The sequence below is a fragment of the Pleomorphomonas oryzae DSM 16300 genome (assembly GCF_000422965.1).
Taxonomy (GTDB): domain Bacteria; phylum Pseudomonadota; class Alphaproteobacteria; order Rhizobiales; family Pleomorphomonadaceae; genus Pleomorphomonas; species Pleomorphomonas oryzae.
This window is the reverse complement of sequence record NZ_AUHB01000012.1, coordinates 146,616-169,479: the sequence shown is the minus strand read 5'-3', so window position 1 is coordinate 169,479 and position 22,864 is coordinate 146,616. Positions and strand designations below refer to the sequence as shown.

Genomic DNA, 22,864 nt, shown 5'->3' with positions numbered 1-22,864 from the left:
AACCCACCACCACGGTGGCAGGTAACAGGCTTACTTCAGCATCTTGTAGGTGATCTTGCCGTCGTCGGCCTTGTACCACTGGTAAATGGTGTAGTCGGCGTCCTTGCGGTCACCCTTGGCGTCATAGGCGATGTCGCCGATGACGGTCGAGATCTTCTCACCCTTGTGGATGTTGTCGGCCACGGCCTGCGGATCAATCGATTTGGCACCCTTGGCTCCGGCGGCAATGATCTGCACGGCGGAATAGCTATAGAGCGTATAAGCCTCGGGCTCGAAGCCGGCGGCGCGGAACTTCTTCACGGCTTCCGTGGCGGCCGGGTTCTGACGCGGATCGGGGCCGAAGGTCATCAGCGTGCCCTCGACGGCCGGACCGCCGATGGCGGCAAACTCGTCGGAGGCGATGCCGTCACCCGACATCATCGTCGCCTTGAGGCCGGCTTCCGCCGACTGGCGAGCGATCAGGCCGCCTTCGGTATGCAGGCCGCCCCAGTAGATGACCTCGACACCGGCTTCCTTCATCTTGGAGATGAGGGCCGAGAAGTCCTTGTCGCCGACGTTGACGCCTTCATAGAGGGCTTCGGTGACGCCGGCGGCGTTGAGCGCCTTCTTGGTCTCGTCCGCGAGGCCCTGGCCGTAGGTGGTCTTGTCGTGGAGGACGGCCACCTTCTTGCCCTTGAGATTGTCGGCAATGTACTTGCCGGCAACGGCGCCCTGCTGGTCGTCACGACCGCAGACGCGGAAGGTGTTCCAGAGGCCGCGCTCGGTGAAGGTCGGGTTGGTGGAGGCCGGTGTCACCTGCATGATGCCGTTCTCGGCGTAAACTTCCGAGGCGGGGATGGACACCGACGAGTTGAAGTGGCCGACCACGAACTTGACGCCGTCACCGACGAACTTGTTGGCGACCGAGACGCCCTGCTTGGGGTCCGACACGTCGTCGCCGAGCTCGATCACCACCTTCTCGCCGTTGATGCCACCGGCGGCATTGATGTCGGCAGCGGCCTGCTCGGCGCCCTTCTGGAGCTGGGCGCCGAAAGCGGCGTTCGGGCCGGTCAGCGGACCGGCAACGCCGATGATCACATCGGCCGAGGCAGCGCCGGCGAAGGCGAGGCCAGCGGCGAATACGACGCCGGACAGGAGGAATTTCTTCATGTTGTGGTCTCCCATTTTTCTGTCACTGGAAGTCTGGTGGGTTCAATCCCGAACCCTGGGTCTCAAAGCGGCAACCGGCGGAGAAAACCCCTGCACCCTGACCGGTCGCCACCCGGAACGCTCCTCGACGGCGGCCGACGTCGGCCACAGCCCTGTCGTTTCCGTTCAGCCGCGCCCCTTCCAGGAGAAGGGGCCGGTGATCTCATATAGCCAGTAGTATTGCGTAGCCATTTGCCGGGCGCGCGTAAACTGGAATCCGGCGAAAGCGATGGCTTCCAGCACGATAGCGTCGACAATGTAATAATGCGGCGACAGCAGCGTGCCGCCGAAGATCGAGAAATGGATGAAGCGGATCCCGATGCTGAGGATCGCGACGTAGACCGCCAGGACGATCCGGGGTTTCCAGGTTCTGGCGCAGGCGCGACCGGTCATCCAGGCGCCGAGGCCGCCCAGAAGCAGCGTCACGAAAATGAAAGTGAGGATCGAGCTTTCTTCGTAGAGGATGCCCTGCATGGCCGATCTCCTTAGTGGGCACCACCCTCGAGATACGCGGCGCGTACCTCGGGGTTCTCCAGAAGTTCGCGGCCGGAGCCGCTCATGGTGATGACGCCGTTGACCATCACGTAGCCGCGATGGGCGAGCTTCAGCGCATGGAATGCGTTCTGCTCGACCAGGAACACCGTGAGGCCGTCCTTCCGGTTGAGCTCGCGGATGGCGTCGAAGATCTGCTTGACGATCAGCGGCGCCAGGCCGAGCGACGGCTCGTCCAGCATCAACAGCTTCGGCCGGGCCATCAGAGCGCGGGCGATGGCCAGCATCTGCTGTTCGCCGCCCGACAACGTGCCGCCACGCTGGTTGATGCGTTCCTTGAGGCGCGGAAACAGGTCGAACATGTATTGGATGTCGGTGTCGAAGAACTCCATGTTGTCGATCGACGCGCCCATCTGCAGGTTCTCGAGCACCGTCATGCGCGGGAAGATGCGCCGCCCCTCGGGCGACTGGGCGATCCTGAGGCGGGCGATCTCATGGGTTGGCAGACGGGTGATGTCCTGCCCGTCGTAGACGATCGAGCCTTCCCGCGCCCGCGGGTTGCCGCAGATGGTCATCATCAGCGTCGACTTGCCGGCGCCGTTGGCACCGATCAGCGTGACGATCTCGCCTCGATTGACGTCGATGTCGACGCCCTTCAGCGCAATGATGTTGCCATAATAAGTCTTGGCGCCCCTGACGGTCAGAAGGGGCTTGTTGTCCTCGGCGCTCATGCCCTGCCCTCTTCGCTTCCGGTCACCACGTCGAGCTCCTGCTCGATCTCTTCCACTTCCTCATCGTCGACGCCGAGATAGGCGGCGATAACGCGCGGATCGTTCCGCGTCTCGGTGGGAGTTCCGTCGGCGATCTTGGTGCCGTATTCGAGCACGACGACATGGTCGGAAATGCCCATCACCACGGACATGTCGTGTTCGATGAGCAGGATCGACGTGCCATCGTCCTTGCGGATCGACAGCAGCAGCGCATTGAGCTCGGCCGATTCACGCGGGTTGAGGCCGGCCGCCGGCTCGTCGAGGCAGAGAAGATCGGGACCGGTGCACATGGCGCGGGCAATCTCCAGGCGACGCTGCGCACCATAGGGCAGATCGCCCGCCGGATCGTCCGCCCGACCGATGAGGCCGATCTTGTCGAGCCAATAGCGCGCCCGTTCGATCGCCTCCCTCTCCTTGGTCTTGTAGCCGCCGATGCCGAGCACGCCTAGGAAGGTCATCCCGGAGGCGATCATCAACGGATTGTGCTGGGCAACCAGGAGATTTTCCAGAAGCGTCATGCCCGAAAACAGGCGAATGTTCTGGAAGGTGCGGGCCACCTTGGCTTTGCGGGCGACGACAAAGTCGGGCATCCGCTCGAGAAGATGCAGCGATCCGTCTCTTGGCCGCATCGACATCATGCCGGTGGTCGGCTTGTAGAAGCCGGTGATGCAGTTGAACACCGTCGTCTTGCCGGCACCATTGGGACCGATCAACGCGGTGATATCGCCACGGCCGACGGAGAAGCTAAGATCGTTCACCGCCACGAGACCGCCGAACCGCATGGTCAGATGCTCGACGGCGAGGACAGGATCGCTGTCCCAATTCCTGAGAGAGGTCGTCATGTCAGCCGTGGCCTTCCTTCACGAGATCGCCGGACACCGTCTTTCGCTTGAACAGGAAAGCGGTTGGCTGACGGGCTGAGACGAAGCCTCGCGGCTTCCACACCATGATCCCCACCATGGCGAGGCCGAATATCAGCATGCGGTACTGATCGGGGTTGAAGTCGTTGCCGAACACGGCCTTCAGGAAGTCGAGCTCGCGCAGCAACTCGGTGCCGCCGATCATCGCCACCGCCGCCAGCGCGACGCCGATCATCGACCCCATGCCGCCCAGCACCACGATGGCAACGATCACAGCCGATTCCATGAAGACGAAGGACTCGGGGGAAACGAAGCCTTGGCGGGCAGCGAAGAACGAGCCGGCAAAGCCGCCGAACATCGCGCCGATGGCGAAGGCCGTCAGCTTGGTGTTGGTGGTGTTGATGCCCAGCGACCGACAGGCCACCTCGTCCTCACGCAACGCTTCCCAGGCACGGCCGATCGGCAACCGGCGCAGCCGCAAGGTAATGAACGCGGTGAGCAGGGCGAGCATCAGGATGATATAATAGAGGAACACCTTGTAGTAGGCCGAGGAGGCCGCGAGGTGAAACGCTTTGGCGAAGTTGTTGGGCGCGCTGACATCGAATGAGTAGATGCCGAACATCGTCACCTTGGGGATCGACGAGATACCCGCCGAGCCGCCGGAAAAGGCCTTCCAGTTGATCAGCACCAGACGGATGATCTCGCCGAAGGCCAGCGTGACGATGGCAAGGTAGTCGCCGCGCAGCCGCAGCACCGGAAAGCCGAGAATGATGCCCCAGAAGGCGGCGAGCATACCCGCAATCGGCAGCAGCACCCAGAAGCTCAGGTGGAAGTTGATCGCCAGCAGCGAATAGGAGTAGGCGCCGACCGCGTAGAAGGCGACATAACCGAGGTCGAGCAGGCCGGCGAGGCCGATGACGATGTTGAGGCCCCAGCCCAGCATCACGTAGATCAGGATCTGCACGCCGTAATTGTCGACCCACTTGATCGAGCCCTGCACGCCGAACAGCGAGATGATCAGCAGTGGGTAGACGAACAGGAAGATCAGCCCGACGATCGATAGGCCTTGAGTGAGCTTGGCACGTGCCTCAAGCTCGGCAAGCGTCGCCGCCGCCTTGGAACGGTTGCCGCGTGCGGCAATCCGCGGATAGATGAAGGCCGACAGCAGGAACCGGCCGACGCCGACGATGACCGACAATATGGCGGCAAGGCCGAGCCGGTTCTGCACGATCAGCTCGTTGGACATGTTCTGCTCGGTCTTCAGGCCGACCAGCGGACCGAGCAGGGCAAAGGCGATGATGCCGACGATCACGCCGTCCTTGAGGGCGCGGCCAAAATCGATGCCCGCCCTTTCGTTAGTCTTCACAGCAGAGTTCATGGTCAGACCTTCTCGACTTCCGGACGCCCGAGCAGGCCCTGTGGCATGAAGATCAGCACGATGACCAGGATGGAGAAGGCGGCGACATTCTGATAGTCGGCCGACACATACTGTCCCCACAGCGTTTCGATCAGCCCGATCAGCAGGCCACCGAGAACCGCGCCCGGCAGCGAGCCGATGCCGCCGAGAACCGCCGCCGTGAACGCCTTGACGCCCGGTGTAAAGCCATCGGAAAACACCACCACGCCGTAGTACATCAGGTACAAAGTGCCGGCGACAGCCGCCAGCGCCGCACCGATGACGAAGGTCAGGGAAATGGTGCGGTCGACGTTGACGCCGAGCAGCGAGGCCATCTTGCGGTCCTGCTCACAGGCACGCTGCGCCCGGCCGAGCGCCGTCTTCTGCACCACATACCAGAAGGCGGCGAGCAACAGCGCCGTCACCACCCAGATGATGATCTGCTTCAGCGAAATGTTGACCGGATAGCCGTTGCTACCCTGCCAGAGCGTGTAGACATCGCGGGTCACCGGCGGGATCGGCTTGTTGCGCGGGCCCTGGGCAACCTGGATGAAGTTCGACAGCACGATCGACATGCCGATGGCCGAGATCAGCGGCGCCAGGCGGAATGACCCTCTGAGTGGTGCGTAGGCGACCCGTTCGATCGCCCAGACGAGCAATCCCGTCAGCACCATCGAAACCACCATCACCAGGATCAGCGCCAAGGTCATCGAGGCAATGCCGAACCAGGAGGTCAGCACCAAGAGAAAGATGAGCGCGAAGAAGGCAGACACCATGAACACATCGCCATGGGCGAAATTCACCATGCCGATAATGCCGAACACCATGGTGTAGCCAATGGCGATCAAACCGTACAGCGATCCAATCGTGATCCCATTGATCACTTGCTGGACGAAAACTTCCATGAAACTGAGACCCCCTGCAGTCGCCCTGTGACAGCATTTTTAGCTGCTTCATTTGTGGGCGTTATGGATTCCATTAGCAGCATCGATTGATCAAGACAACCAAGCCTACTTGTTAATCCGTACGGAATTCCCCATGAGTGAAAACAAGCGATAATCATGCCCAGGTGTAGGGAATAAGCCCGCTTTCTACCGATCCCGCCGCGACTTACGCGTAGTATCCGGAAAAGAGCGATCAGATTTCCAACCCCGTTCCAACCGGGCTATGCAAGAAGTCTGCCGGTTTCCGGAGGACCGTAATATTACGGTCCGCCGACCGCGGCCTTCGTGATAAACCTAACGAGTTCAAAGGATTCGAATTGCAAGAGGCAACAATGGCTACCGACAGTACAGCCGATCGCGACCTGGCGACGCCGTCCGGCGCTTCGGCCACCCTGGCACCGGCCACCGGCGAAGCGTTTCGCAACGCCATTGCGCGCCTTCCATCCGGCGTCAGCATCGTCGCCACCGCCGGCCCGGCCGGCAAGGCGGGATTCACGGCCACCGCCGTCGCCTCGGTATCCGACGATCCGCCGACCGTATTGGTTTGCCTCAACCGCAAAAGCCCACAAAACAAGCTTATGCAGGAAAATGCCCAGTTCTCAATCAATCTGCTACCTAAAGATGCAGTGACGCTGGCCAACATTTTCGCGGGCCGAACCGGCCTGCACCTGGAAGATCGCTTCCAGCATGGGCAATGGACGACGCTTTCCACCGGTTCGCCGGTGCTGAAGGATGCCGTCATGGCGCTCGACTGCCAGCTCCTGTCCTTGCAGGAGGTCGGCTCGCATATCGTCTACTTCGGCAGGGTCGTCGCCACGGAGACCAAGCCGCGCGATCCCGACGGCGCCAAGGAAGTGCTGATCTATCACGACAGGCACTACGGGGAAGCATGAGTTCGGCAGAAAAATCAGAGGCTTGGCCAGCACTTCGGACTCAAGACGCGAAACTCCGGTCTGATCGCCAGGATTCGCCGCTCTGACTCCGGTTGAGCCTGTTCGCCCTTCCTGCTAAACCGCGCGCCATCCCCTCAAGAGAAGGCCGAGCCATGATCCCGCGCTACGCCCGCCCCGAGATGACCGCCATCTGGAGCCAGGAAACCAAATTCCGCATCTGGTTCGAGATCGAGGCGCACGCGACCGACGCGCTCGCCGCCATCGGCGTCGTCCCGAAGGAAGCAGCGAAGACCATCTGGGAGAAGGGCGGCGCGGCCAAGTTCGATGTCGACCGCATCGACGAGATCGAGCGGGTCACCAAGCACGACGTCATCGCCTTTCTGACCCACCTCGCCGAGTTCGTCGGCCCGGACAGCCGCTTCGTTCACCAGGGCCTCACCTCTTCGGATGTGCTCGACACCTGCTTCAATATTCAACTGAAGCGCGCCGCCGACCTGTTGATCGCCGACGTCGACGCCCTGCTCGCCGCGCTGAAGCGCCGGGCCATGGAGCACAAGCGCACCGTCTGCATCGGCCGCAGCCATGGCATCCACGCCGAGCCGGTCACCTTCGGGCTGAAGATGGCCGAGGCCTATGCCGAGTTCGACCGCTGCCGCGCCCGCCTCGTTGCCGCTCGGGAGGAGATTTCCACCTGCGCCATCTCCGGCGCCGTCGGCACCTTCGCCAACATCGATCCGCGCGTCGAGATCCACGTTGCCGAGGCTCTCGGCCTCAGGCCCGAACCGGTGTCGACCCAGGTCATCCCGCGCGACCGCCACGCCATGTTCTTTGCAACACTTGGCGTCGTCGCCTCGTCGGTCGAACGGCTGGCCATCGAGATCCGCCATCTGCAGCGCACTGAGGTGCTGGAAGCCGAGGAGTATTTCTCGCCCGGTCAGAAGGGCTCGTCGGCCATGCCGCACAAGCGCAACCCGGTGCTGACCGAGAATCTGACCGGCCTTGCCCGCGTGGTCCGCGCCGCCGTAACGCCGGCGATGGAGAATGTCGCCCTCTGGCACGAGCGCGATATCTCGCACTCGTCGGTCGAGCGCTATATCGGCCCTGACGCCACCATCACCCTCGACTTCGCCCTCGCTCGCCTGACCAACGTCGTCGACAAGCTGCTGGTTTACCCCGAACGCATGGTCGCCAACATGGATCGGCTGGGCGGCCTCGTGCATTCGCAGCGCATTCTCCTGGCACTGACGCAGGCCGGCGTGTCGCGTGAAGACGCCTATCGCCTCGTCCAGCGCAACGCCATGAAGGTTTGGGAAAGCTACCATCACGGCGGCAGCTCGACCGTCGATTTCCTCACCGAACTCCTGAACGACACGGAAGTCCGCGCCGCCCTCTCGGAGAAAGAGATCCGCGACAGGTTCGACCTCGACTATCACTTGAAGCACGTCGAGACGATCTTCGCCCGCGTGTTCGGCGACTGACGGGCCGAGCGCGAGAGGCTCCTGAATCAGAACTTGAAGACGGCCGGGCAGCCCATCTGCCCGGCCGTTTTCGTTGGCGGCAAGCGGCATGGCAAGGAAATGAATCTACGCTTCAACGCGTCGAATCGTCCTCGGAAGTTCCATTGGTAAACCGTTGATTCGACTCGCGATCGAAACCCGACTCTCCACATGAACGGAAGCGCGATACGATCGGATAAGCGCCATTCCTCCACCCCAGGATCGCAAAACGGTCTGCCTTGCATTCCGTCCGAAAGGCATTCAAGGTCACGCCATGAAGACCTCGGAATGCGACATTCTCATCGTTCCCGGCTGGAACAACTCCGGCCCGGACCACTGGCAGACCCGCTGGGAAAAGCGTCTCACCACCGCGCGGCGCGTCATCCAACGCGACTGGGATCACCCCGAACGCGACGCCTGGGTGTCCGCCCTCGGCATCGCCGTCGGCAAGGCGAAACGCCCGGTGGTACTGGTCGCCCATTCGCTTGGCGTCGCCACGGTGATCCACGCGGCGCCCTATGTGGGACGGAAAGTGGCGGCCGCCTTCCTGGTCGGCCTGCCCGATGTCGACCGGCTTGAAGAGCCGGAAATTGCCAGCTTTGCCGGCCTGTCCACGGATCCCCTGCCCTTCCCATCCATGCTGGTGGCGAGCCGCGACGATCCCTACTGCGCCTTCGAGCGGGCGGATGAATACGCCGCCGCTTGGGGCTCGGATTTCGTCGACGCAGGATTTGCCGGTCACATCAACGGTGAAACCGGCTACGGCCCTTGGCCGGAAGGCCTGACACGCTTTGCAACGCTGCTGAGGCGCGCCAGCGCACCGGCGTCACCCTGACCGGCACCGCCGCCTCGGATCAGCCCTCGCTCTCAACTTCGGCGATCGCCGCCTTGGTGGCGCCGGCAATCAAATCCATGTCGGTCGATAGCGTGGCAAAGGTGAACCCGAGGCCGAGATAACGACGCACCAGCGTCGCGTTGGCTCCGAACGCACCACAGACCTTGCCGGCCGCCTTCGTTTGCCGCGCCACCCGCTCCATGGCGGCGATGGTATCCGGCCGGTCGAGCCCCGGCTCGCCATCGGGCGATAGGGCGATGGAAAGGTCATAGGGGCCGACGAACACGCCATCGATCCCCGGCACCGCCAGAATGGCGTCGAGATTGGCCAGCGCCGAGCGCGTCTCGATCATCACGATGGCCAGCGTCGACCCGTTGGCCGATGTGCGATAGGCGTCCGCCGACAGGCCGGACAGCTGAACGGCACGCGCCGGCCCATAGGATCGGAGACCGTCGGGCGGATATTTCATGAAGCTGGCGAAGACGCGGGCGTCCTCCGCCGTCTCTATCATCGGCGCCACCACCATATCGGCGCCCCAGTCGAGAAGACGGGAGGCGGATTGATATTCGCCGACCGGAATGCGGGCGAGCGCATGACCGCCGGCGGCGCGAATCGCACCGAGCATGGCTGGCGCGACGCCCATGTCGATCAGCCCGTGCTGCAGGTCGATCAACACCGCCTCGAAACCGGCGCGCACCATGGTCTCGGTGGCCAGCGGATCAGGCAGGCAGGACCAGCCAACCCGGAGCGGACGGTCGCCGGCAAGGGCGGCACGTAAAGAGGAACGGTCCATCGGCTCCCTTTCGGACGGGTCAGGCTTCAGTTCTGACCTCGAGTTCGGCGCGCGTCATCAGATCGCGCAGCGTCGCCTGTATCTCGTCGTCCGTCACAGTAAGGCCGGCGCCGGCGAGATCTACCGCCAGCTTGGCGGCGACATCGCGACCACCAACCCGATTGAGATCGGCAAGGACGACGGTCCGAGCATAGTCGGCCGCTTCCTGATCGCCCATACCCAATTTGCGCGCCGCCCACAGACCGATCAGCTTGTTGCGGCGCGCCGTGGCGCGGAACTTCAATTCCTCGTCGCGGGCGAACTTGGTCTCAAAGGCTTTTTCGCGGTGATCGAAGACTGCGATGGTACCGTTGTGGCCACTTTCGCCAGACAAAGGTAGGCTTCGGCTCCATGTCGTGGACATCCGAACCTCCTTTCTTTGAAAGGCAAAAGCGCGAGCACTCTCCTTGCATTAAATATATGCTTTCACACTGCCGTGATCAACTTGGACAGAAGTCGGTAAAGAACGTTTAGAGTTAAGGAATGACCACTACGCGAAATTGCGCCGCAACGGGATTGTTATCCGAGACCCGATCGGATAGTGTGCACATAGGCGAGGGAGCGGGCGGACGTCAGTTCGCCCGCTTTCTGTGCTTAGAATGTGTCCACGTTGGCCTGAGGTTTGCACCACGGTCATCATGTCGACGCATCCTGAATTCCCGCCGAGGCGACAAGCGGGCTAATGTATGATTCGGACCCGGAGCCCCGGCCTCATGGATTTCATCAACAGACCACGGTATATCCCCATGAACCGCCGCCGGCGTATCTACGAAGGTAAGGCCAAGATCCTGTACGAAGGTCCTGAGCCGGGTACATTGATTCAGCACTTCAAGGATGACGCCACGGCGTTCAATGCCAAGAAGCACGAGATCATCGACGGCAAGGGCGTTCTGAACAATCGGATTTCGGAATACCTCTTCACTCATCTCAACAACATGGGCATTCCCACCCATTTCATCCGTCGGCTCAACATGCGCGAGCAGTTGATCCGCGAGGTGGAGATCATTCCGCTTGAGGTGGTGGTGCGCAATGTGGCCGCGGGTTCGATCGCCACGCGACTCGGCATCGAAGAGGGCACGCAGCTGCCGCGCTCGATCATCGAGTTCTATTTCAAGAGCGACGAGCTGAAGGACCCGATGGTCTCCGAAGAGCACATCACCGCCTTCGGCTGGGCTTCGCCGCAGGAAATCGACGACATCATGGCGCTGGCCATCCGCGTCAACGACTTCCTGGCTGGTCTGTTCCTCGGCGTCGGCATCCGCCTTGTCGACTTCAAGATGGAATGCGGCCGTCTCTGGGAAGGTGACATGATGCGCATCGTCGTGGCCGACGAGATCAGCCCCGACAGCTGCCGCCTGTGGGATATCGCCACCGGCGACCGTCTCGACAAGGACCGTTTCCGCAAGGATATGGGTGGCCTCGTCGAAAGCTATACGGAAGTCGCCCGCCGCCTTGGCATCCTCAATGAATCCGAGCAGACGCGCCCTTCCGGCCCGACCTTGGTGAAATAAGGACGGACGCTGTGCAAAGCAGCGCCACCAAAGGCGAAGACGCCGCGAAAACCGACTTGTGAATCTGAGAACGCCGGGTTATTCCCCCGGCGTTCTTCATTTTCGGGATACGGCCATGAAAGTGCGCGTCACCATCACCCTCAAGGCGGGCGTTCTCGACCCGCAGGGCAAGGCGATCGAGGGCGCGCTGCGCGGCCTCGGATTTGCCGGCATCGACGGTGCCCGCCAGGGCAAGATCATCGACCTCGCCCTCGCCGAGACCAACCCGGACAAGGCTCGGGCAACGGTCGCCGACATGTGCGAGAAGCTGCTCGCCAACACCGTCATCGAAAACTACGATATCGCCATTCTCGGCTGAGGCAGGCATGGCCGACGGTTCCGACGATACCCGCCGGATCATTGTCTTCATGCTGATCAAGGCAGCGATCTTCATCGGGATACCGGTTATCGCCGCCGCTCTTGCCGTTCTGTTTCTGATGCCCTGACCCTTCGAGGAGAAAACGATATGCGCTCGGCCGTCGTCCTCTTTCCCGGCTCCAACCGTGACCACGACATGGTCAAGGCACTCCATTCGATCACCGGCGTCCAGCCGACCGTCGTCTGGCATCAGGACGCGACGTTGCCCGATGTCGACCTGATCGTCCTGCCCGGCGGCTTCTCCTACGGCGATTATCTGCGCTGCGGTGCCATCGCCGCCCGTTCGCCGGCCATGTTGGACGTGGCGAAGAAGGCGAAAGCCGGTGTCCGCGTCCTCGGCATCTGCAACGGCTTCCAGATCCTGACCGAGGCCGGCCTGTTGCCCGGCGCGCTGATGCGCAACGCCCATCTCCGCTTCGTCTGCAAGGAAGTGAAGCTCGAAGTGGTGAACAACGACACCGATTTCACCCGCGCCTATGCCAAGGGTCAGGTGATCCGCTGCCCGGTGGCTCACCACGACGGCAACTATTTCGCCGACGCCGAGACCTTGGCACGCCTCGAGGGCGAGAATCGCGTGGCCTTCCGCTATGCCGAGGGCACCAACCCCAACGGTTCGATCAACGACATCGCCGGCATTCTCAACGAGGCGGGCAACGTGCTGGGCATGATGCCACACCCGGAAAATCTGATCGAGGCGCTGCAGGGCGGCTTCGATGGCCGCGGCTTGTTCGAAAGCGTCGTCACGTCTCTCGCTGCCTGATGGGCATGCGCATCGCCGGTTGCGGAGATGCGTCATTGACAGTTTTAACGAGTTGATTAACCGCTATTTACCGTAAAGAGCAGATCGCGGATCGTTTTTCACCGCCGCCGGCCCTTGGTAACCATTTCTCTGCCACATGCAGGCATAGCCTCTGTGTTGATTGGATCAACATTGGCCGGAGCGTTGTGCCATGCTGTCTCGCCTGGTGTTCTACGGTCGCACCAATGTCAAAATTGGTGAATCCGCAGGGATGATCAAAAGCATCCTGATGGCGGCCAGTGATTATAGCCCGGCCTCCGGTCTTACCGGCGGTCTGGTCTTCAACGAAAAATACATGATGGAAGTCATAGAAGGCGCGCGTGAGCAGGTCTCAAAGCGATTGCGGCTTCTGTTTGAAGATCCGCGCATCGAAGAACTGACCGTACTTGCCGTCAACACCATCGATAAACGTGTGTTCGAGGGCTGGGCTGTAGGCTATGCTGGCAGAACGATCGATGCCGAGCGGCTCTACTTGAAATATAGCCCGACAGTCGACATCAACCCGACGAGCATGTCGGCGGTGGCTGTTCTCGATTTTGTCCGCGAGTTCTGTGCGCTCGATACCCTCTATGTGCAGCGGACCGGCCTTGCCGAGCAGCGTATGCCCGCTCCCACGCTTCAGCAGGCAACAGCAGCCCGTCCTGCACCGCCTAGACAGGACCCGCCGGTCGAAACGATCAAGGTGGTCAATACCAAGTCGGCGGCGCCGACCTGACGGTTTCCGTCATCTCTGTCTGAAAAATCGGCGACACTCTGTTTTTTGTGCGCCCGCTTTCTTGCGGTTTTGCGCCAGTCGTTCTATCCCCTGCCCAACCGTCGGCCAGGTCTCCAAGGGGATTGCCCGTGTTCCAGAACGACATCGACATTACACCCGACCTCATCGCTCGCCACGGGCTCAAGCCCGACGAATACGCGCGCATCCTTCATCTGATCGGTCGCAAGCCGACCCTGACGGAACTCGGCATCTTCTCGGCGATGTGGAACGAGCATTGTTCCTATAAATCGTCCAAGAAATGGCTGAAGACGCTGCCGACCAAGGGCGACAAGGTGGTGATCGGACCAGGCGAGAACGCCGGCGTCATCGACATCGGCGATGGCGATGTCGCCATCTTCAAGATGGAGAGCCATAACCACCCGTCCTACATCGAGCCCTACCAGGGCGCCACGACCGGCGTCGGCGGCATTCTGCGCGACGTGTTCACCATGGGCGCCCGGCCGATCGCCGCCATGAACTCGCTGTCCTTCGGCGAGCCGGAGCATCCCAAGACCCGCCATCTCGTTGCCGGCGTCGTCGCCGGCGTCGGCGGCTATGGCAACTCCTTCGGCGTGCCGACCATCGGCGGCGAGGTGCGCTTCCACGCCCGCTATAACGGCAACTGTCTCGTCAACGCCTTCGCCCTGGGCATCGCCAAGCGCGACGGCATCTTCCTCAGCGAAGCCAAGGGCGTCGGCCTGCCCGTCGTCTATCTCGGCGCCAAGACCGGCCGCGACGGCGTCGGCGGCGCCACCATGGCCTCGGCCGAATTCGACGACACCATCGAGGAGAAGCGCCCGACCGTGCAGGTCGGCGACCCCTTCACCGAGAAGCGCCTGCTGGAAGCCTGCCTCGAGCTGATGAAGACCGGCGCCGTCGTCGCCATCCAGGACATGGGGGCTGCCGGCCTCACCTGCTCGGCGGTCGAAATGGGCGCCAAGGGCAACCTCGGCATCCGCCTCGACCTCGACCGCGTGCCGCAGCGCGAAGAGGACATGACGCCCTATGAGATGATGCTCTCGGAAAGCCAGGAGCGCATGCTGATGGTGCTGGAGCCTTCCAAGGAGAAGGAGGCCGAGGCCGTCTTCCGCAAGTGGGAGCTCGATTTCGCCGTCTGTGGCGAGACCACCGACGATCTGCGCTTCCGCATCATCTGGCAGGGTAAGGAAGTTGCCGATCTGCCGATCAAGGAATTGGGTGACGAAGCGCCCGAGTATGATCGCCCCTGGGTCGAGCCGAAGAAGGCTGCGCCGCTTGCCGCCGATGCCATTCCCGCGGTGAACGATGTAGGCGCCGCGCTTCTCAGGCTGATGGGTGCGCCGGACCAGTCCTCGCGCGCCTGGGTCTACGAGCAGTATGACTGCCTCGTCCAGGGCAACTCGGCGCAGATCCCCGGCGGCGACGCCGGCGTCGTGCGTGTCGAAGGCACCAATAAGGCGCTCGCCATGTCGGCCGACGTGACGCCGCGCTACTGCGAAGCTGACCCCTTCGAGGGCGGCAAGCAGGCTGTCGCCGAAAGCTGGCGCAACGTCACTGCCGTCGGTGGCGACCCGATCGCGCTGACCGACAATCTCAACTTCGGCAATCCCGAAAAGCCCGAAGCCATGGGCCAGTTCGTGCGGGCGCTGCAGGGCATCGCCGAGGCCTGCCGTGCCCTGACCTTTCCGATCGTCTCGGGCAACGTGTCGCTCTACAACGAGACCAACGGCGAAGGCATCCTGCCCTCGCCCACCATCGTCGGCGTCGGTCTGCTGCCGGACGTGACAAAGATGGCCACCATTGCCTTCAAGGCCGATGGCGACGAGGTTATCCTGATCGGCGGCCATGGCAGCCATCTCGGCCAGTCGGTCTACCTGCGCGACCTCTACGGCCGCGAGGAAGGCACGCCGCCGCCGGTCGATCTCGCGCTTGAGAAGAAGAACGGCGACTTCGTGCGCGGTCTCATCGCCGCCGGACGAGTCTCCACCTGCCACGACCTTTCCGATGGCGGTCTCGGTGTGGCGCTTGCCGAAATGGCCATGGCCGGCCGTCGCGGCGTTCGCGTCGAACTGGGCGGTCTGGCGCCGCATGTGGCAGTCTTTGCCGAGGATCAGGCGCGTTACCTGATCGCCGTGAAACCGGCCGAAGCAGCCACCATTCTGGCGGAAGCCGCCAAAGCGGGCGTCAAGGCCGAGCGGATCGGCACTGTCGGCGGCGACGCCGTCGACTTCGGCGCCGCCGGCAAGGCAACGATCGTCGACCTCCGCGCTGCCTATGACGGCTGGTTCCCCACCTACATGGGCGGCAAAGCCTAAAGCACCGCATTTGGCTCGGGCTGACGCAGCCCGGGCCAGTCGAATATGCGCGAAGGCATCACCCAGAGCATTTCCTTTTTGACCGGATGATGCCATCTGATCGAAAGGTGCTAGGTAGCTCCTGGCCGGTAACGACGAGAGGGGTGTTCGACATGGCCATGCAGGCAAGAGACATCGAGGCGATGATCAAGGAAGCGCTGCCGGACGCCAGCGTCGAAATCCGTGACCTTGCCGGCGACGGCGACCACTATTCGGCCATCGTCGTATCGGAAGCCTTTCGCGGCCTGACGCGGGTCAAGCAGCACCAGTTGGTTTACGACGCGCTCAAAGGAAAAATGGGCGGCGAGCTGCATGCCCTTGCACTTCAGACCAGCGCGCCTTAATTTTGAATGCTTCCAATTCGGACCTTGAATCCGACCGACCGAGGTAGACCAATGGCTGACATCAAGTCGTTCATCGACAACGAAGTGAAGACCAACGATATCGTCCTGTTCATGAAGGGCACGCCAGACTTTCCGCAGTGCGGCTTCTCCGGACAGGTCGTGCAGATCCTCAGCTACCTCGGCGTACCCTTCAAGGGCGTCAACGTGCTGGAAAATCCCGAGCTGCGCGACGGTATCAAGACCTATTCCAATTGGCCGACGATTCCGCAGCTCTACGTGAAGGGCGAATTCATCGGCGGGTGCGACATCGTCCGTGAGATGTTCCAGAAGCAGGAGCTGCAGGCTCACCTCAAGGAGGCCGGTATCGCCGTCAATGAGGCGGCTGCCGAGTAAGGCTACCAGGCTTCGTTCTCCGAGCCTTTCGAGCTCCCGCCATCGCTTGGCGGGGGCTTTTTGCTTTCTCAGGCCCCGTCACCTGAAAAAGCGGGCGGCCAAAAGCCGTTCAAGAGGCGGCTAATCCCGAATCTGGCGGCTTCATCGGAAAATTTTTGACTTTTTGCGGCTGGTTTTCGTGAACGGAGATCTTCCGCCATTCACGGCCAATCCAGACCTCCGTGAGCAGTTGCGACGCACTTTATCGCGGCCAGCCGCAGTTTCATCGAGCCTTGCGGCAAGCGATCAACTTCCGGCACACGAATTCGCGATCCCATGTTCAACTTCCTGACGCGCACTCGTCAGCGGGGGCCGGTTTCCTCGTGATCGGTCTAGGTCCAAATGTTGGTCATCGGCAGCGAACAAGACCTCCTCCCGCTGCCACCCGACAAAACCAACGACCCGACCAAAAATTCTAGACCGGAGTTATCATCATGAAGAAGTTCCTCACTGCCGCCGCTTTCGCCGTTGTTCTGGCCCCCGCCCTGGCCAACGCCGCCTCGTCCTTCGACCCGGGTGCTGACAATGCCTCCCCGACGTTCGTCACCGCCCCGGCTCAGGTGAACCCGGCCAATGCCGCTGCCGCCGCCGCCGATGCCCAGCGTTATGCGCAGGTTGGCTCCGCTGTCGTCGGCACCCATGGCGCCTCGCCGAGCACCGTCGTTGAATATGATCCGGGCGCGGCTGCCGGCACCGATTTCGTGACGAAGACCGTCCTGCCGGGCGCTGCCCCTCAGGTCGCCCAGCCGCACTACATCCCCTATGCCGCCAACAGCGATGTGATCGGCAACTGATCGTCAGCTTGAGCTCAACCGGTCGGCGAAAGCTGACGCTTGTCGGGAAGGCCGCCCATTCGGGCGGCCTTTTCGCGTCTTGGCGGATGTCGGCCCGGCAGCTCCGGCGCAGTGAACTGCCCCTGAAAGCTGGACACCAACCTTCGGGGGCTTTTTCGTTTCCTTGAATGAACGCTGCGCGGGGGATGAAGCGCTCCGTCGGCCCGTTTCAAAGGCGGCTAACGCCTATTTTGCTGGTTTCAATGGAAAATTTTCGACTTTAGTCGAATGCGCTCGTGAACGGACGGCCTCTTCCGTTCACGCCGGCGCTCGCGATCCGTGAGCGGTTCTGATGCCATTTTTGGCGGCAGACCGCGATTTCATTGGGCACCGCGCCAACCGATCAATTCCCAGCACACGATTTCGCGATCCCATGTTCAACTTTCTAACGCGCACTCGTCAGCGGAGGCCGGTTTCGCCGTGATCGGTCTAGGTCCAAATGTTGGTCATCGGCAGCGAACAAGACCTCCTCCCCGCTGCCACCCGACAAAACCAACGACCTGACCAAGAATTCTAGACCGGAGATACATCATGAAGAAGTTCCTCACTGCCGCCGCTTTCGCCGTTGTTCTGGTTCCCGCCATTGCCAACGCCGCCTCGTCCTTCGACCCGGGTGCTGACAATGCCTCCCCGACGTTCGTCACCGCCCCGGCTCAGGTGAATTCGGCCAATGCCGCCGCCGCCGCTGCCGACGCCCAGCGTTATGCGCAGGTTGGTTCGGCTGTGGTCGGCACCCATGGCGCTTCGCCGAGCACCGTCGTTGAATATGATCCGGGCGCGGCTGCCGGCACCGATCTCGTGACGAAGACCGTTCTGCCGGGCGCTGCCCCTCAGATCGCCCAGCCGCACTACATCCCCTATGCCGCCAACAGCGATGTGATCGGCAACTGATCGTCAGCTTGAGCTCAACCGGTCGGCGAAAGCTGACGCTTGTCGGGAAGGCCGCCCATTCGGGCGGCCTTTTCGCATATTGGCGGATGTCAGCCCGGCAGCCCCGGCATGGCGAAGGGGCGTCCGGTTTCCACCAGCGTTTTGAGACGGGAGATGGCCTCGATCCAACCAACGGCTACCATACGGCTGGTCGTCGTATCGCCACCGAAGTCGTCATGAACCAGGCTGAGTTTGGTAGCCCCATTCCCCACCGGCTCCAGTTCCCAGGTAACCCGCGACGGCGGATCGCCGGCAACATCCTCGGACCAGCGGGCAGAAAAGCTATGGGAAAGGCGCTTCGGCGGCGTCATCTCGATCAGCTCGCCAACGATCATCGCCCGATCACCAATCAGGAATTCGATCTTGCCGCCGACGCGCCATTCGGTGCGTGACGTCATGTTGAAATGCTGCCAGAGCGGCGTCTTGTCGTCGTCGGTCAGGACCGCCCACACCGCCTCCGGCGTGGCGTCGATGAAAAGCTCATAAATGTGTTTCGGCGCAATCTTCACGGTATCCATTTTAAATACCCCCTGCTGGAATCCGCTCTTTAGGTCAGCGAGACCGCGCGCAAACGGCGAGGCGTAGCGCGAGATCCAGCGATCGCTCACGTCCTGAATGGGAACGGGGTTGAGATAGTGAAACTTCTCGCGCCCGATTTTGCGGGTGACCACCAGCCCGGCATCTTCAAGGACGCCGAGATGCTTCATCACCGCGAAGCGTGACAATGGCAGACAGGTCTCGAGCTCGCCCAGCGTCTGGCCATCCCGCTCTCTGAGGGCGTCCAGCAGCTGGCGACGGTGCGCACTGGCGAGGGCATCAAAAACGTCGGCCATGGGGAGATAATATGTTCCTATTTAGTAACGTGTCAATATAGTAACGTATGAGACGCGGCGCCACTTTCATATGGCCGGCCATTCCACTCCCGCCAGAAATCGACGTGCCAAAGATTAGGATGCCGCACGCAGCCACAGAGTGGCAGTATGGCTGCGGACAATTTCAGGGAGAGGGCCAAGTGAGCAACGCCAGTCAGTTTTCCGCCGTCGACAGGGTAGTCGACCACGCCATAAGCAGGACGATCGTCGGCGCCAACCTATTGATCAAGCTGAACGGTGAACTCGTCTACAGTAGGCAAGCCGGTTTCCTCGACCGCGAAGCGTCACGGCCGATGGCCCCGAACACAATCTTTCGTCTGGCATCGGTGAGCAAGCCAATGGTCTCCGCTGCCGCGCTCGCCATGGTCGAGGCGGGCAAGATGCGCCTCGACGATCCCGTGACCCGCTACCTGCCCGACTTTCGCCCGCGGCTTGCCGACGGTCGCGCGCCGACCATCACCATCTCCCAGCTCATGACCCACACGTCGGGTTTGACCTATGACACCGACAACGGCAACGGCAAGCCGGCCTGCGGCGGTACTGGTCCGTCCGATTTCGACCTTGCCGAAAACATCCGCCGTATCGCCGCCCTACCCCTCGCCTTCGAGCCGGGTACCAGCTGGTGCTATTCGGTCGCCATCGACGTGCTGGGCGGCGTCATGGAGGTGGTCGACGGCCGCACCTTGCCCGAGATCGTCAAGGCGCGGGTGACCGATCCCCTCGGCATGACGGATACGGGCTTCTGGCCGACCGATCCTAACCGTCTAGCCGTACCCTATGCCGACGGAACGCCGCCGACCCGGATGGTCTATATCGAACGCGTCAAGAACGAGGACGGTTTCGTGGAGTTCTGGACCGGCCGTGCCTTCGATCCCAAGGCCTTCCCGTCAGGCGGCGCCGGCATGATCGGCACGGCAGAAGATTTCCTCACCTTCCTCGAGGTGATGCGCCAGGGCGGCACGCCCATCCTGTCGCCGGCCTCCAGGCCGCTCTTGACGGAAGCGCATACCGTGGATCTCGATCCGGCCCCCTCCGGTCAGGGCTATTCGCACGGCTGGTCAATCTACCGCGACCCAACCATGCAAAAGCTGCCTTGCCAGCCCGGCACCTGGGCCTGGGGCGGCGCCTATGGCCATCAGTGGTACGTCGATCCGGCGACAGGGCTCACGATCGTCATCTTCACCAACACGGCGCTCGAAGGCTGCATAGGCGCCTTCCCGAAGGACATCCTCCACGCCGTCTACAGAGACCTTCAGGCCTGATCCCAAAAGCGAAAAGGCCGCCCGATGGGCGGCCTCTCCATAAGTCCGAAGCTTCGGAACCCTATCAGCGCGAGTAATACTCGACGACCAGGTTCGGCTCCATCTTGACGGCGTAGGGAACGTCGGCCAGGCCGGGCACGCGGACCAGCTTGGCGACCTTCTTGGCGGTATCGACTTCGATGTAGTCGGGGGTATCGCGCTCGGCGAGCTCAACCGACTCGAGAACGATCGCCAGTTCCTTGGACTTCTGGCGAACTTCGACCACGTCGCCGATCTTGCAGCGGTAAGAACCGACGTTGACCTTGCGGCCGTTGACGGTGACGTGGCCGTGGTTGACGAACTGACGAGCCGCGAACGGGGTCGGCACGAACTTGGCGCGATAGACGACGGCGTCGAGACGGGTCTCGAGCAGGCCGATCAGCGCTTCCGAGGTATCGCCACGCAGACGGACGGCTTCCTCGTAAATCTTGTAGAACTGCTTCTCGCTGAGGTCACCATAGTAACCCTTCAGCTTCTGCTTGGCGCGCAGCTGCAGACCGTAGTCGGAGGTCTTGCCCTTGCGGCGCTGACCGTGCTGGCCGGGGCCGTATTCACGCTTGTTGACCGGGCTCTTGGGGCGACCCCAGAGGTTCTCGCCCATGCGGCGGTCGATCTTGTACTTTGCACTATGGCGCTTAGACATCGCGTATCCCGCTTTTTGTCAGTGTTCTATTCAGGACTCGCGCCCTCCTCTGCTCCGATGCGGTCCGAAGACCACCCGAAACCGACAGGGAAACGCTGCGCGCGGCAGGCTCCCCACGGGACACGTGAACGGCCACGCCGGCTCCTCGTTACCAAGGAACCGGCGGGTTGAGGGGTGAATAGTCGAGTGAGGTGCCGCTGTCAAACTGAAAGCGCGGCGTTTCCGGCCTTTTCGGTCAGGCCCGGGCGATTTTCAACGCTTCGCCGGCGAAGAGACCGTCGCTCTCCTCGAATCCGAATGCGTCGAGCATACTGCGCGCAGGCCGGCGACCGGTCGAGAAGAAGCGGCGCGGGGCGTCCTCGTCACGCGACAGGCCGGCACCAGCCGTCACCGTCACCACGCGGCGGGCAATGGCCGGCGCCGGATCGATCCACTCCACCGGCCAGGGCGCCAGCGCCTTCAGCCGGTCGAGCACCAACGGATAATGGGTGCAGGCGAGCACGACGGTATCGGTCCGCCTCCCACTTTCTTCCACAAAGCAGGGAGCGATTTCAGCGAGCAGCTCGGCGTCGGTCACCGGTATGCCTGACACCTCGCGTTCGACCAGCTCGGCCAGGGCCATCGAGCCAACCAGCGTAAAACGACAGTCGCCAGCGAATTTAGCGATCAGGTCGCGCGTGTAGTCGCGCTTCACGGTGCCGGGCGTTGCCAGCACGGAAGCGAGTCGCGATCGGCTGTGCTCGGCGGCCGGCTTCACCGCAGGCACGGTGCCGACGATCGGCAGCTTGAAGCGGGCTCTGAGCGGCGGCAGTACCAGCGTCGAAGCAGTATTGCAGGCAATCACCAGAGCCGCTGGGTCGAGAACGGCGAGTGCCTCGTCCATCAATGACACGACGCGGTCGATCAGCACGTCGGGTTCCAGTGCGCCATAGGGGAAGACGGCGAGATCGGCGACATAGTCCATGCCGACGCCCGGCAGCGCCTTGCCGATTTCGCGGGCAACCGAGAGGCCGCCGACGCCGCTATCGAACACCAGGATACGCATGGGATTCCCTAGAGCCTGCCTCGTTCACCCAGCAGTGCCAGCCGAATGCGGCGACATCGGGCCGAGCCGCCCTCATCCTCGGCCCGCACGGTTAACGAAATCCTATGCTTCGCTATCGTCGGTGATCGGCTTCTTCGGCCGATGGTTCTTGCCGTCGAGGCAGGTGATGATGCCGCGCAGCGTCCGGATCTCCTGCTGCGTCAATTGCTGGCGCTGGAAAATGGCGCGGAGGTTGCGGATCATCGTCGGCCGCTTCTCCGGCGGATGGAAGAAATGCCGCTCGTCGAGCGCCGATTCCAGATGATCGAACAGGCCCAGCAACTCTGCCTTGCCGGCCGGTGGCGAGCGGTCGGAGGCAGCAAACGGCAGCGCACTGTCGGGATCCTCGAAGCCCGCCTTGCGCCACTCATAGGCCACCACCAGCACCGCCTGGGCGATGTTGAGGGAAGCATATTCCGGCGCCACCGGCAGCGTCAGGATCTCGTCGGCAAGGGCCACCTCGTCGTTATTGAGCCCCCAGCGCTCGCGGCCAAACAGCAAACCGACGCCCGCGCCCTGGACTTCGAGCGCCCGCATGTGTTTGGCGGCATGCACCGGTCCGCGCACCGCCTTGGTGACGTCACGGTCGCGTGCCGTGGTCGCATAGACGAAGGAGAGATCGACGATTGCATCCTCGAGCCGGTCGTAGACGCGGGCCGCATGGATGATGTGCGTCGCCTTGGCGGCGTTGGCTTCCGCCTTCTCGTTGGGCCAGCCGTCGCGCGGGGCGACGATCCGGAGATCCGACAGCCCGAAGTTGGCCATGGCACGGGCCGCCGCGCCAATGTTCTCGCCCATCTGCGGCTCGCAGAGGATGATGGCCGGTCCGCGTCCGGCCGCTGTCTCGTCCGACATGATCTTGCCCATTCCGCTTTTGGCGCGGGTTTGGCACATCGCGCCGGCCA

At 62.4% G+C, this 22,864-nt stretch carries 25 protein-coding genes and 1 pseudogene; 14 read left to right on the top strand and 12 right to left on the bottom strand.

The genetic code is table 11. The features are described from left to right. Positions 1-30 precede the first annotated feature (30 nt). The 6 genes and pseudogenes from G522_RS0119250 to G522_RS0119225 form a co-directional block, all read right to left on the bottom strand. On the bottom strand, positions 31-1,149 hold the full coding sequence (locus G522_RS0119250; RefSeq protein WP_026792449.1) for a branched-chain amino acid ABC transporter substrate-binding protein: 1,119 nt from the start codon (positions 1,147-1,149) through the stop codon (positions 31-33). Positions 1,150-1,314: 165 nt separating this feature from the next. Further along, a complete protein-coding gene (locus tag G522_RS0119245; protein WP_026792448.1) occupies positions 1,315-1,662 on the bottom strand; it encodes a DUF6867 family protein in 348 nt (115 codons plus the stop codon). 11 nt (positions 1,663-1,673) lie between these two features. Beyond that, positions 1,674-2,411, bottom strand: a complete 738-nt coding sequence (locus G522_RS0119240; protein WP_026792447.1) for an ABC transporter ATP-binding protein — start codon at positions 2,409-2,411, stop codon at positions 1,674-1,676. Between the two features lie 29 nt (positions 2,412-2,440). After that, positions 2,441-3,292: pseudogene (locus G522_RS0119235) on the bottom strand (ABC transporter ATP-binding protein); the annotation flags it as partial. A gap of 1 nt (position 3,293) precedes the next feature. Next, on the bottom strand, positions 3,294-4,688 hold the full coding sequence (gene livM, locus G522_RS0119230; RefSeq protein WP_026792445.1) for a high-affinity branched-chain amino acid ABC transporter permease LivM: 1,395 nt from the start codon (positions 4,686-4,688) through the stop codon (positions 3,294-3,296). A gap of 2 nt (positions 4,689-4,690) precedes the next feature. Further along, the gene (locus G522_RS0119225) at positions 4,691-5,611 is read right to left on the bottom strand and encodes a branched-chain amino acid ABC transporter permease (protein WP_026792444.1); all 921 of its coding nucleotides are present in this window, start codon (positions 5,609-5,611) and stop codon (positions 4,691-4,693) included. Between the two features lie 371 nt (positions 5,612-5,982). On the opposite strand from G522_RS0119225, the gene G522_RS0119220 reads away from it, so the two are divergent. The 3 genes from G522_RS0119220 (at position 5,983) to G522_RS0119210 (ending at position 8,874) form a co-directional block, all read left to right on the top strand. Beyond that, the gene (locus tag G522_RS0119220; protein WP_036840010.1) at positions 5,983-6,543 is read left to right on the top strand and encodes a flavin reductase; all 561 of its coding nucleotides are present in this window, start codon (positions 5,983-5,985) and stop codon (positions 6,541-6,543) included. Between the two features lie 152 nt (positions 6,544-6,695). Continuing rightward, positions 6,696-8,021 carry an adenylosuccinate lyase gene (gene purB, locus G522_RS0119215; protein WP_026792442.1) on the top strand — a complete coding sequence of 442 codons (1,326 nt, stop codon included), beginning with the start codon at positions 6,696-6,698 and terminating at the stop codon, positions 8,019-8,021. 292 nt (positions 8,022-8,313) lie between these two features. Further along, positions 8,314-8,874: an RBBP9/YdeN family alpha/beta hydrolase gene (locus G522_RS0119210; RefSeq protein ID WP_026792441.1), complete on the top strand. Its 561-nt coding sequence runs from the start codon at positions 8,314-8,316 to the stop codon at positions 8,872-8,874. A gap of 19 nt (positions 8,875-8,893) precedes the next feature. Here G522_RS0119210 and G522_RS27660 read toward each other — a convergent pair whose 3' ends face one another. Both G522_RS27660 and G522_RS0119200 read right to left on the bottom strand, forming a co-directional pair. Beyond that, on the bottom strand, positions 8,894-9,667 hold the full coding sequence (locus G522_RS27660; RefSeq protein WP_051228851.1) for an HpcH/HpaI aldolase family protein: 774 nt from the start codon (positions 9,665-9,667) through the stop codon (positions 8,894-8,896). 19 nt (positions 9,668-9,686) lie between these two features. Next, positions 9,687-10,070: a DUF1476 domain-containing protein gene (locus G522_RS0119200; RefSeq protein ID WP_084633288.1), complete on the bottom strand. Its 384-nt coding sequence runs from the start codon at positions 10,068-10,070 to the stop codon at positions 9,687-9,689. A 349-nt stretch (positions 10,071-10,419) separates the two neighbouring features. On the opposite strand from G522_RS0119200, the gene purC reads away from it, so the two are divergent. From purC to G522_RS0119150, 10 genes are all read left to right on the top strand, one after another. Continuing rightward, positions 10,420-11,217, top strand: a complete 798-nt coding sequence (gene purC / locus G522_RS0119195; RefSeq protein WP_026782764.1) for a phosphoribosylaminoimidazolesuccinocarboxamide synthase — start codon at positions 10,420-10,422, stop codon at positions 11,215-11,217. Positions 11,218-11,332: 115 nt separating this feature from the next. After that, positions 11,333-11,575 (top strand): phosphoribosylformylglycinamidine synthase subunit PurS, encoded by a 243-nt coding sequence (purS, locus tag G522_RS0119190; RefSeq protein WP_026792439.1) that lies wholly within the window; start codon positions 11,333-11,335, stop codon positions 11,573-11,575. A gap of 7 nt (positions 11,576-11,582) precedes the next feature. Next, on the top strand, positions 11,583-11,702 hold the full coding sequence (locus G522_RS30400; protein WP_026792438.1) for a phosphoribosylformylglycinamidine synthase-associated small membrane protein: 120 nt from the start codon (positions 11,583-11,585) through the stop codon (positions 11,700-11,702). Positions 11,703-11,722: 20 nt separating this feature from the next. Then, the gene (gene purQ / locus G522_RS0119180; RefSeq protein ID WP_026792437.1) at positions 11,723-12,394 is read left to right on the top strand and encodes a phosphoribosylformylglycinamidine synthase subunit PurQ; all 672 of its coding nucleotides are present in this window, start codon (positions 11,723-11,725) and stop codon (positions 12,392-12,394) included. 190 nt (positions 12,395-12,584) lie between these two features. Then, positions 12,585-13,148, top strand: a complete 564-nt coding sequence (locus G522_RS0119175) for a BLUF domain-containing protein (protein ID WP_026792436.1) — start codon at positions 12,585-12,587, stop codon at positions 13,146-13,148. A gap of 128 nt (positions 13,149-13,276) precedes the next feature. Continuing rightward, a complete protein-coding gene (purL, locus tag G522_RS0119170) occupies positions 13,277-15,481 on the top strand; it encodes a phosphoribosylformylglycinamidine synthase subunit PurL (protein WP_051228849.1) in 2,205 nt (734 codons plus the stop codon). Between the two features lie 152 nt (positions 15,482-15,633). Further along, positions 15,634-15,864 (top strand): BolA family protein, encoded by a 231-nt coding sequence (locus G522_RS0119165; protein WP_026792434.1) that lies wholly within the window; start codon positions 15,634-15,636, stop codon positions 15,862-15,864. A 51-nt stretch (positions 15,865-15,915) separates the two neighbouring features. After that, complete coding sequence (gene grxD, locus G522_RS0119160; RefSeq protein WP_026792433.1) at positions 15,916-16,257, top strand: Grx4 family monothiol glutaredoxin; 342 nt, start codon at positions 15,916-15,918, stop codon at positions 16,255-16,257. Between the two features lie 473 nt (positions 16,258-16,730). Then, complete coding sequence (locus tag G522_RS0119155; RefSeq protein ID WP_026792432.1) at positions 16,731-17,090, top strand: hypothetical protein; 360 nt, start codon at positions 16,731-16,733, stop codon at positions 17,088-17,090. A gap of 570 nt (positions 17,091-17,660) precedes the next feature. Beyond that, positions 17,661-18,020, top strand: a complete 360-nt coding sequence (locus tag G522_RS0119150; RefSeq protein WP_026792431.1) for a hypothetical protein — start codon at positions 17,661-17,663, stop codon at positions 18,018-18,020. A gap of 89 nt (positions 18,021-18,109) precedes the next feature. Here G522_RS0119150 and G522_RS0119145 read toward each other — a convergent pair whose 3' ends face one another. Further along, complete coding sequence (locus tag G522_RS0119145) at positions 18,110-18,892, bottom strand: ArsR/SmtB family transcription factor (RefSeq protein ID WP_026792430.1); 783 nt, start codon at positions 18,890-18,892, stop codon at positions 18,110-18,112. Positions 18,893-19,071: 179 nt separating this feature from the next. Here G522_RS0119145 and G522_RS0119140 point away from each other — a divergent pair, with 179 nt between their 5' ends. Continuing rightward, positions 19,072-20,193, top strand: coding sequence for a serine hydrolase domain-containing protein (locus tag G522_RS0119140; RefSeq protein WP_026792429.1), 1,122 nt, complete (start codon positions 19,072-19,074; stop codon positions 20,191-20,193). 64 nt (positions 20,194-20,257) lie between these two features. On the opposite strand, the gene rpsD is transcribed toward G522_RS0119140, so the two are convergent. The 3 genes from rpsD to G522_RS0119125 form a co-directional block, all read right to left on the bottom strand. Further along, positions 20,258-20,875, bottom strand: coding sequence for a 30S ribosomal protein S4 (rpsD, locus tag G522_RS0119135; RefSeq protein WP_026792428.1), 618 nt, complete (start codon positions 20,873-20,875; stop codon positions 20,258-20,260). 235 nt (positions 20,876-21,110) lie between these two features. Next, the gene (murI, locus tag G522_RS27655; protein ID WP_051228845.1) at positions 21,111-21,920 is read right to left on the bottom strand and encodes a glutamate racemase; all 810 of its coding nucleotides are present in this window, start codon (positions 21,918-21,920) and stop codon (positions 21,111-21,113) included. A gap of 102 nt (positions 21,921-22,022) precedes the next feature. Beyond that, positions 22,023-22,826: an RNA methyltransferase gene (locus tag G522_RS0119125; protein ID WP_051228843.1), complete on the bottom strand. Its 804-nt coding sequence runs from the start codon at positions 22,824-22,826 to the stop codon at positions 22,023-22,025. Positions 22,827-22,864: the final 38 nt, after the last annotated feature.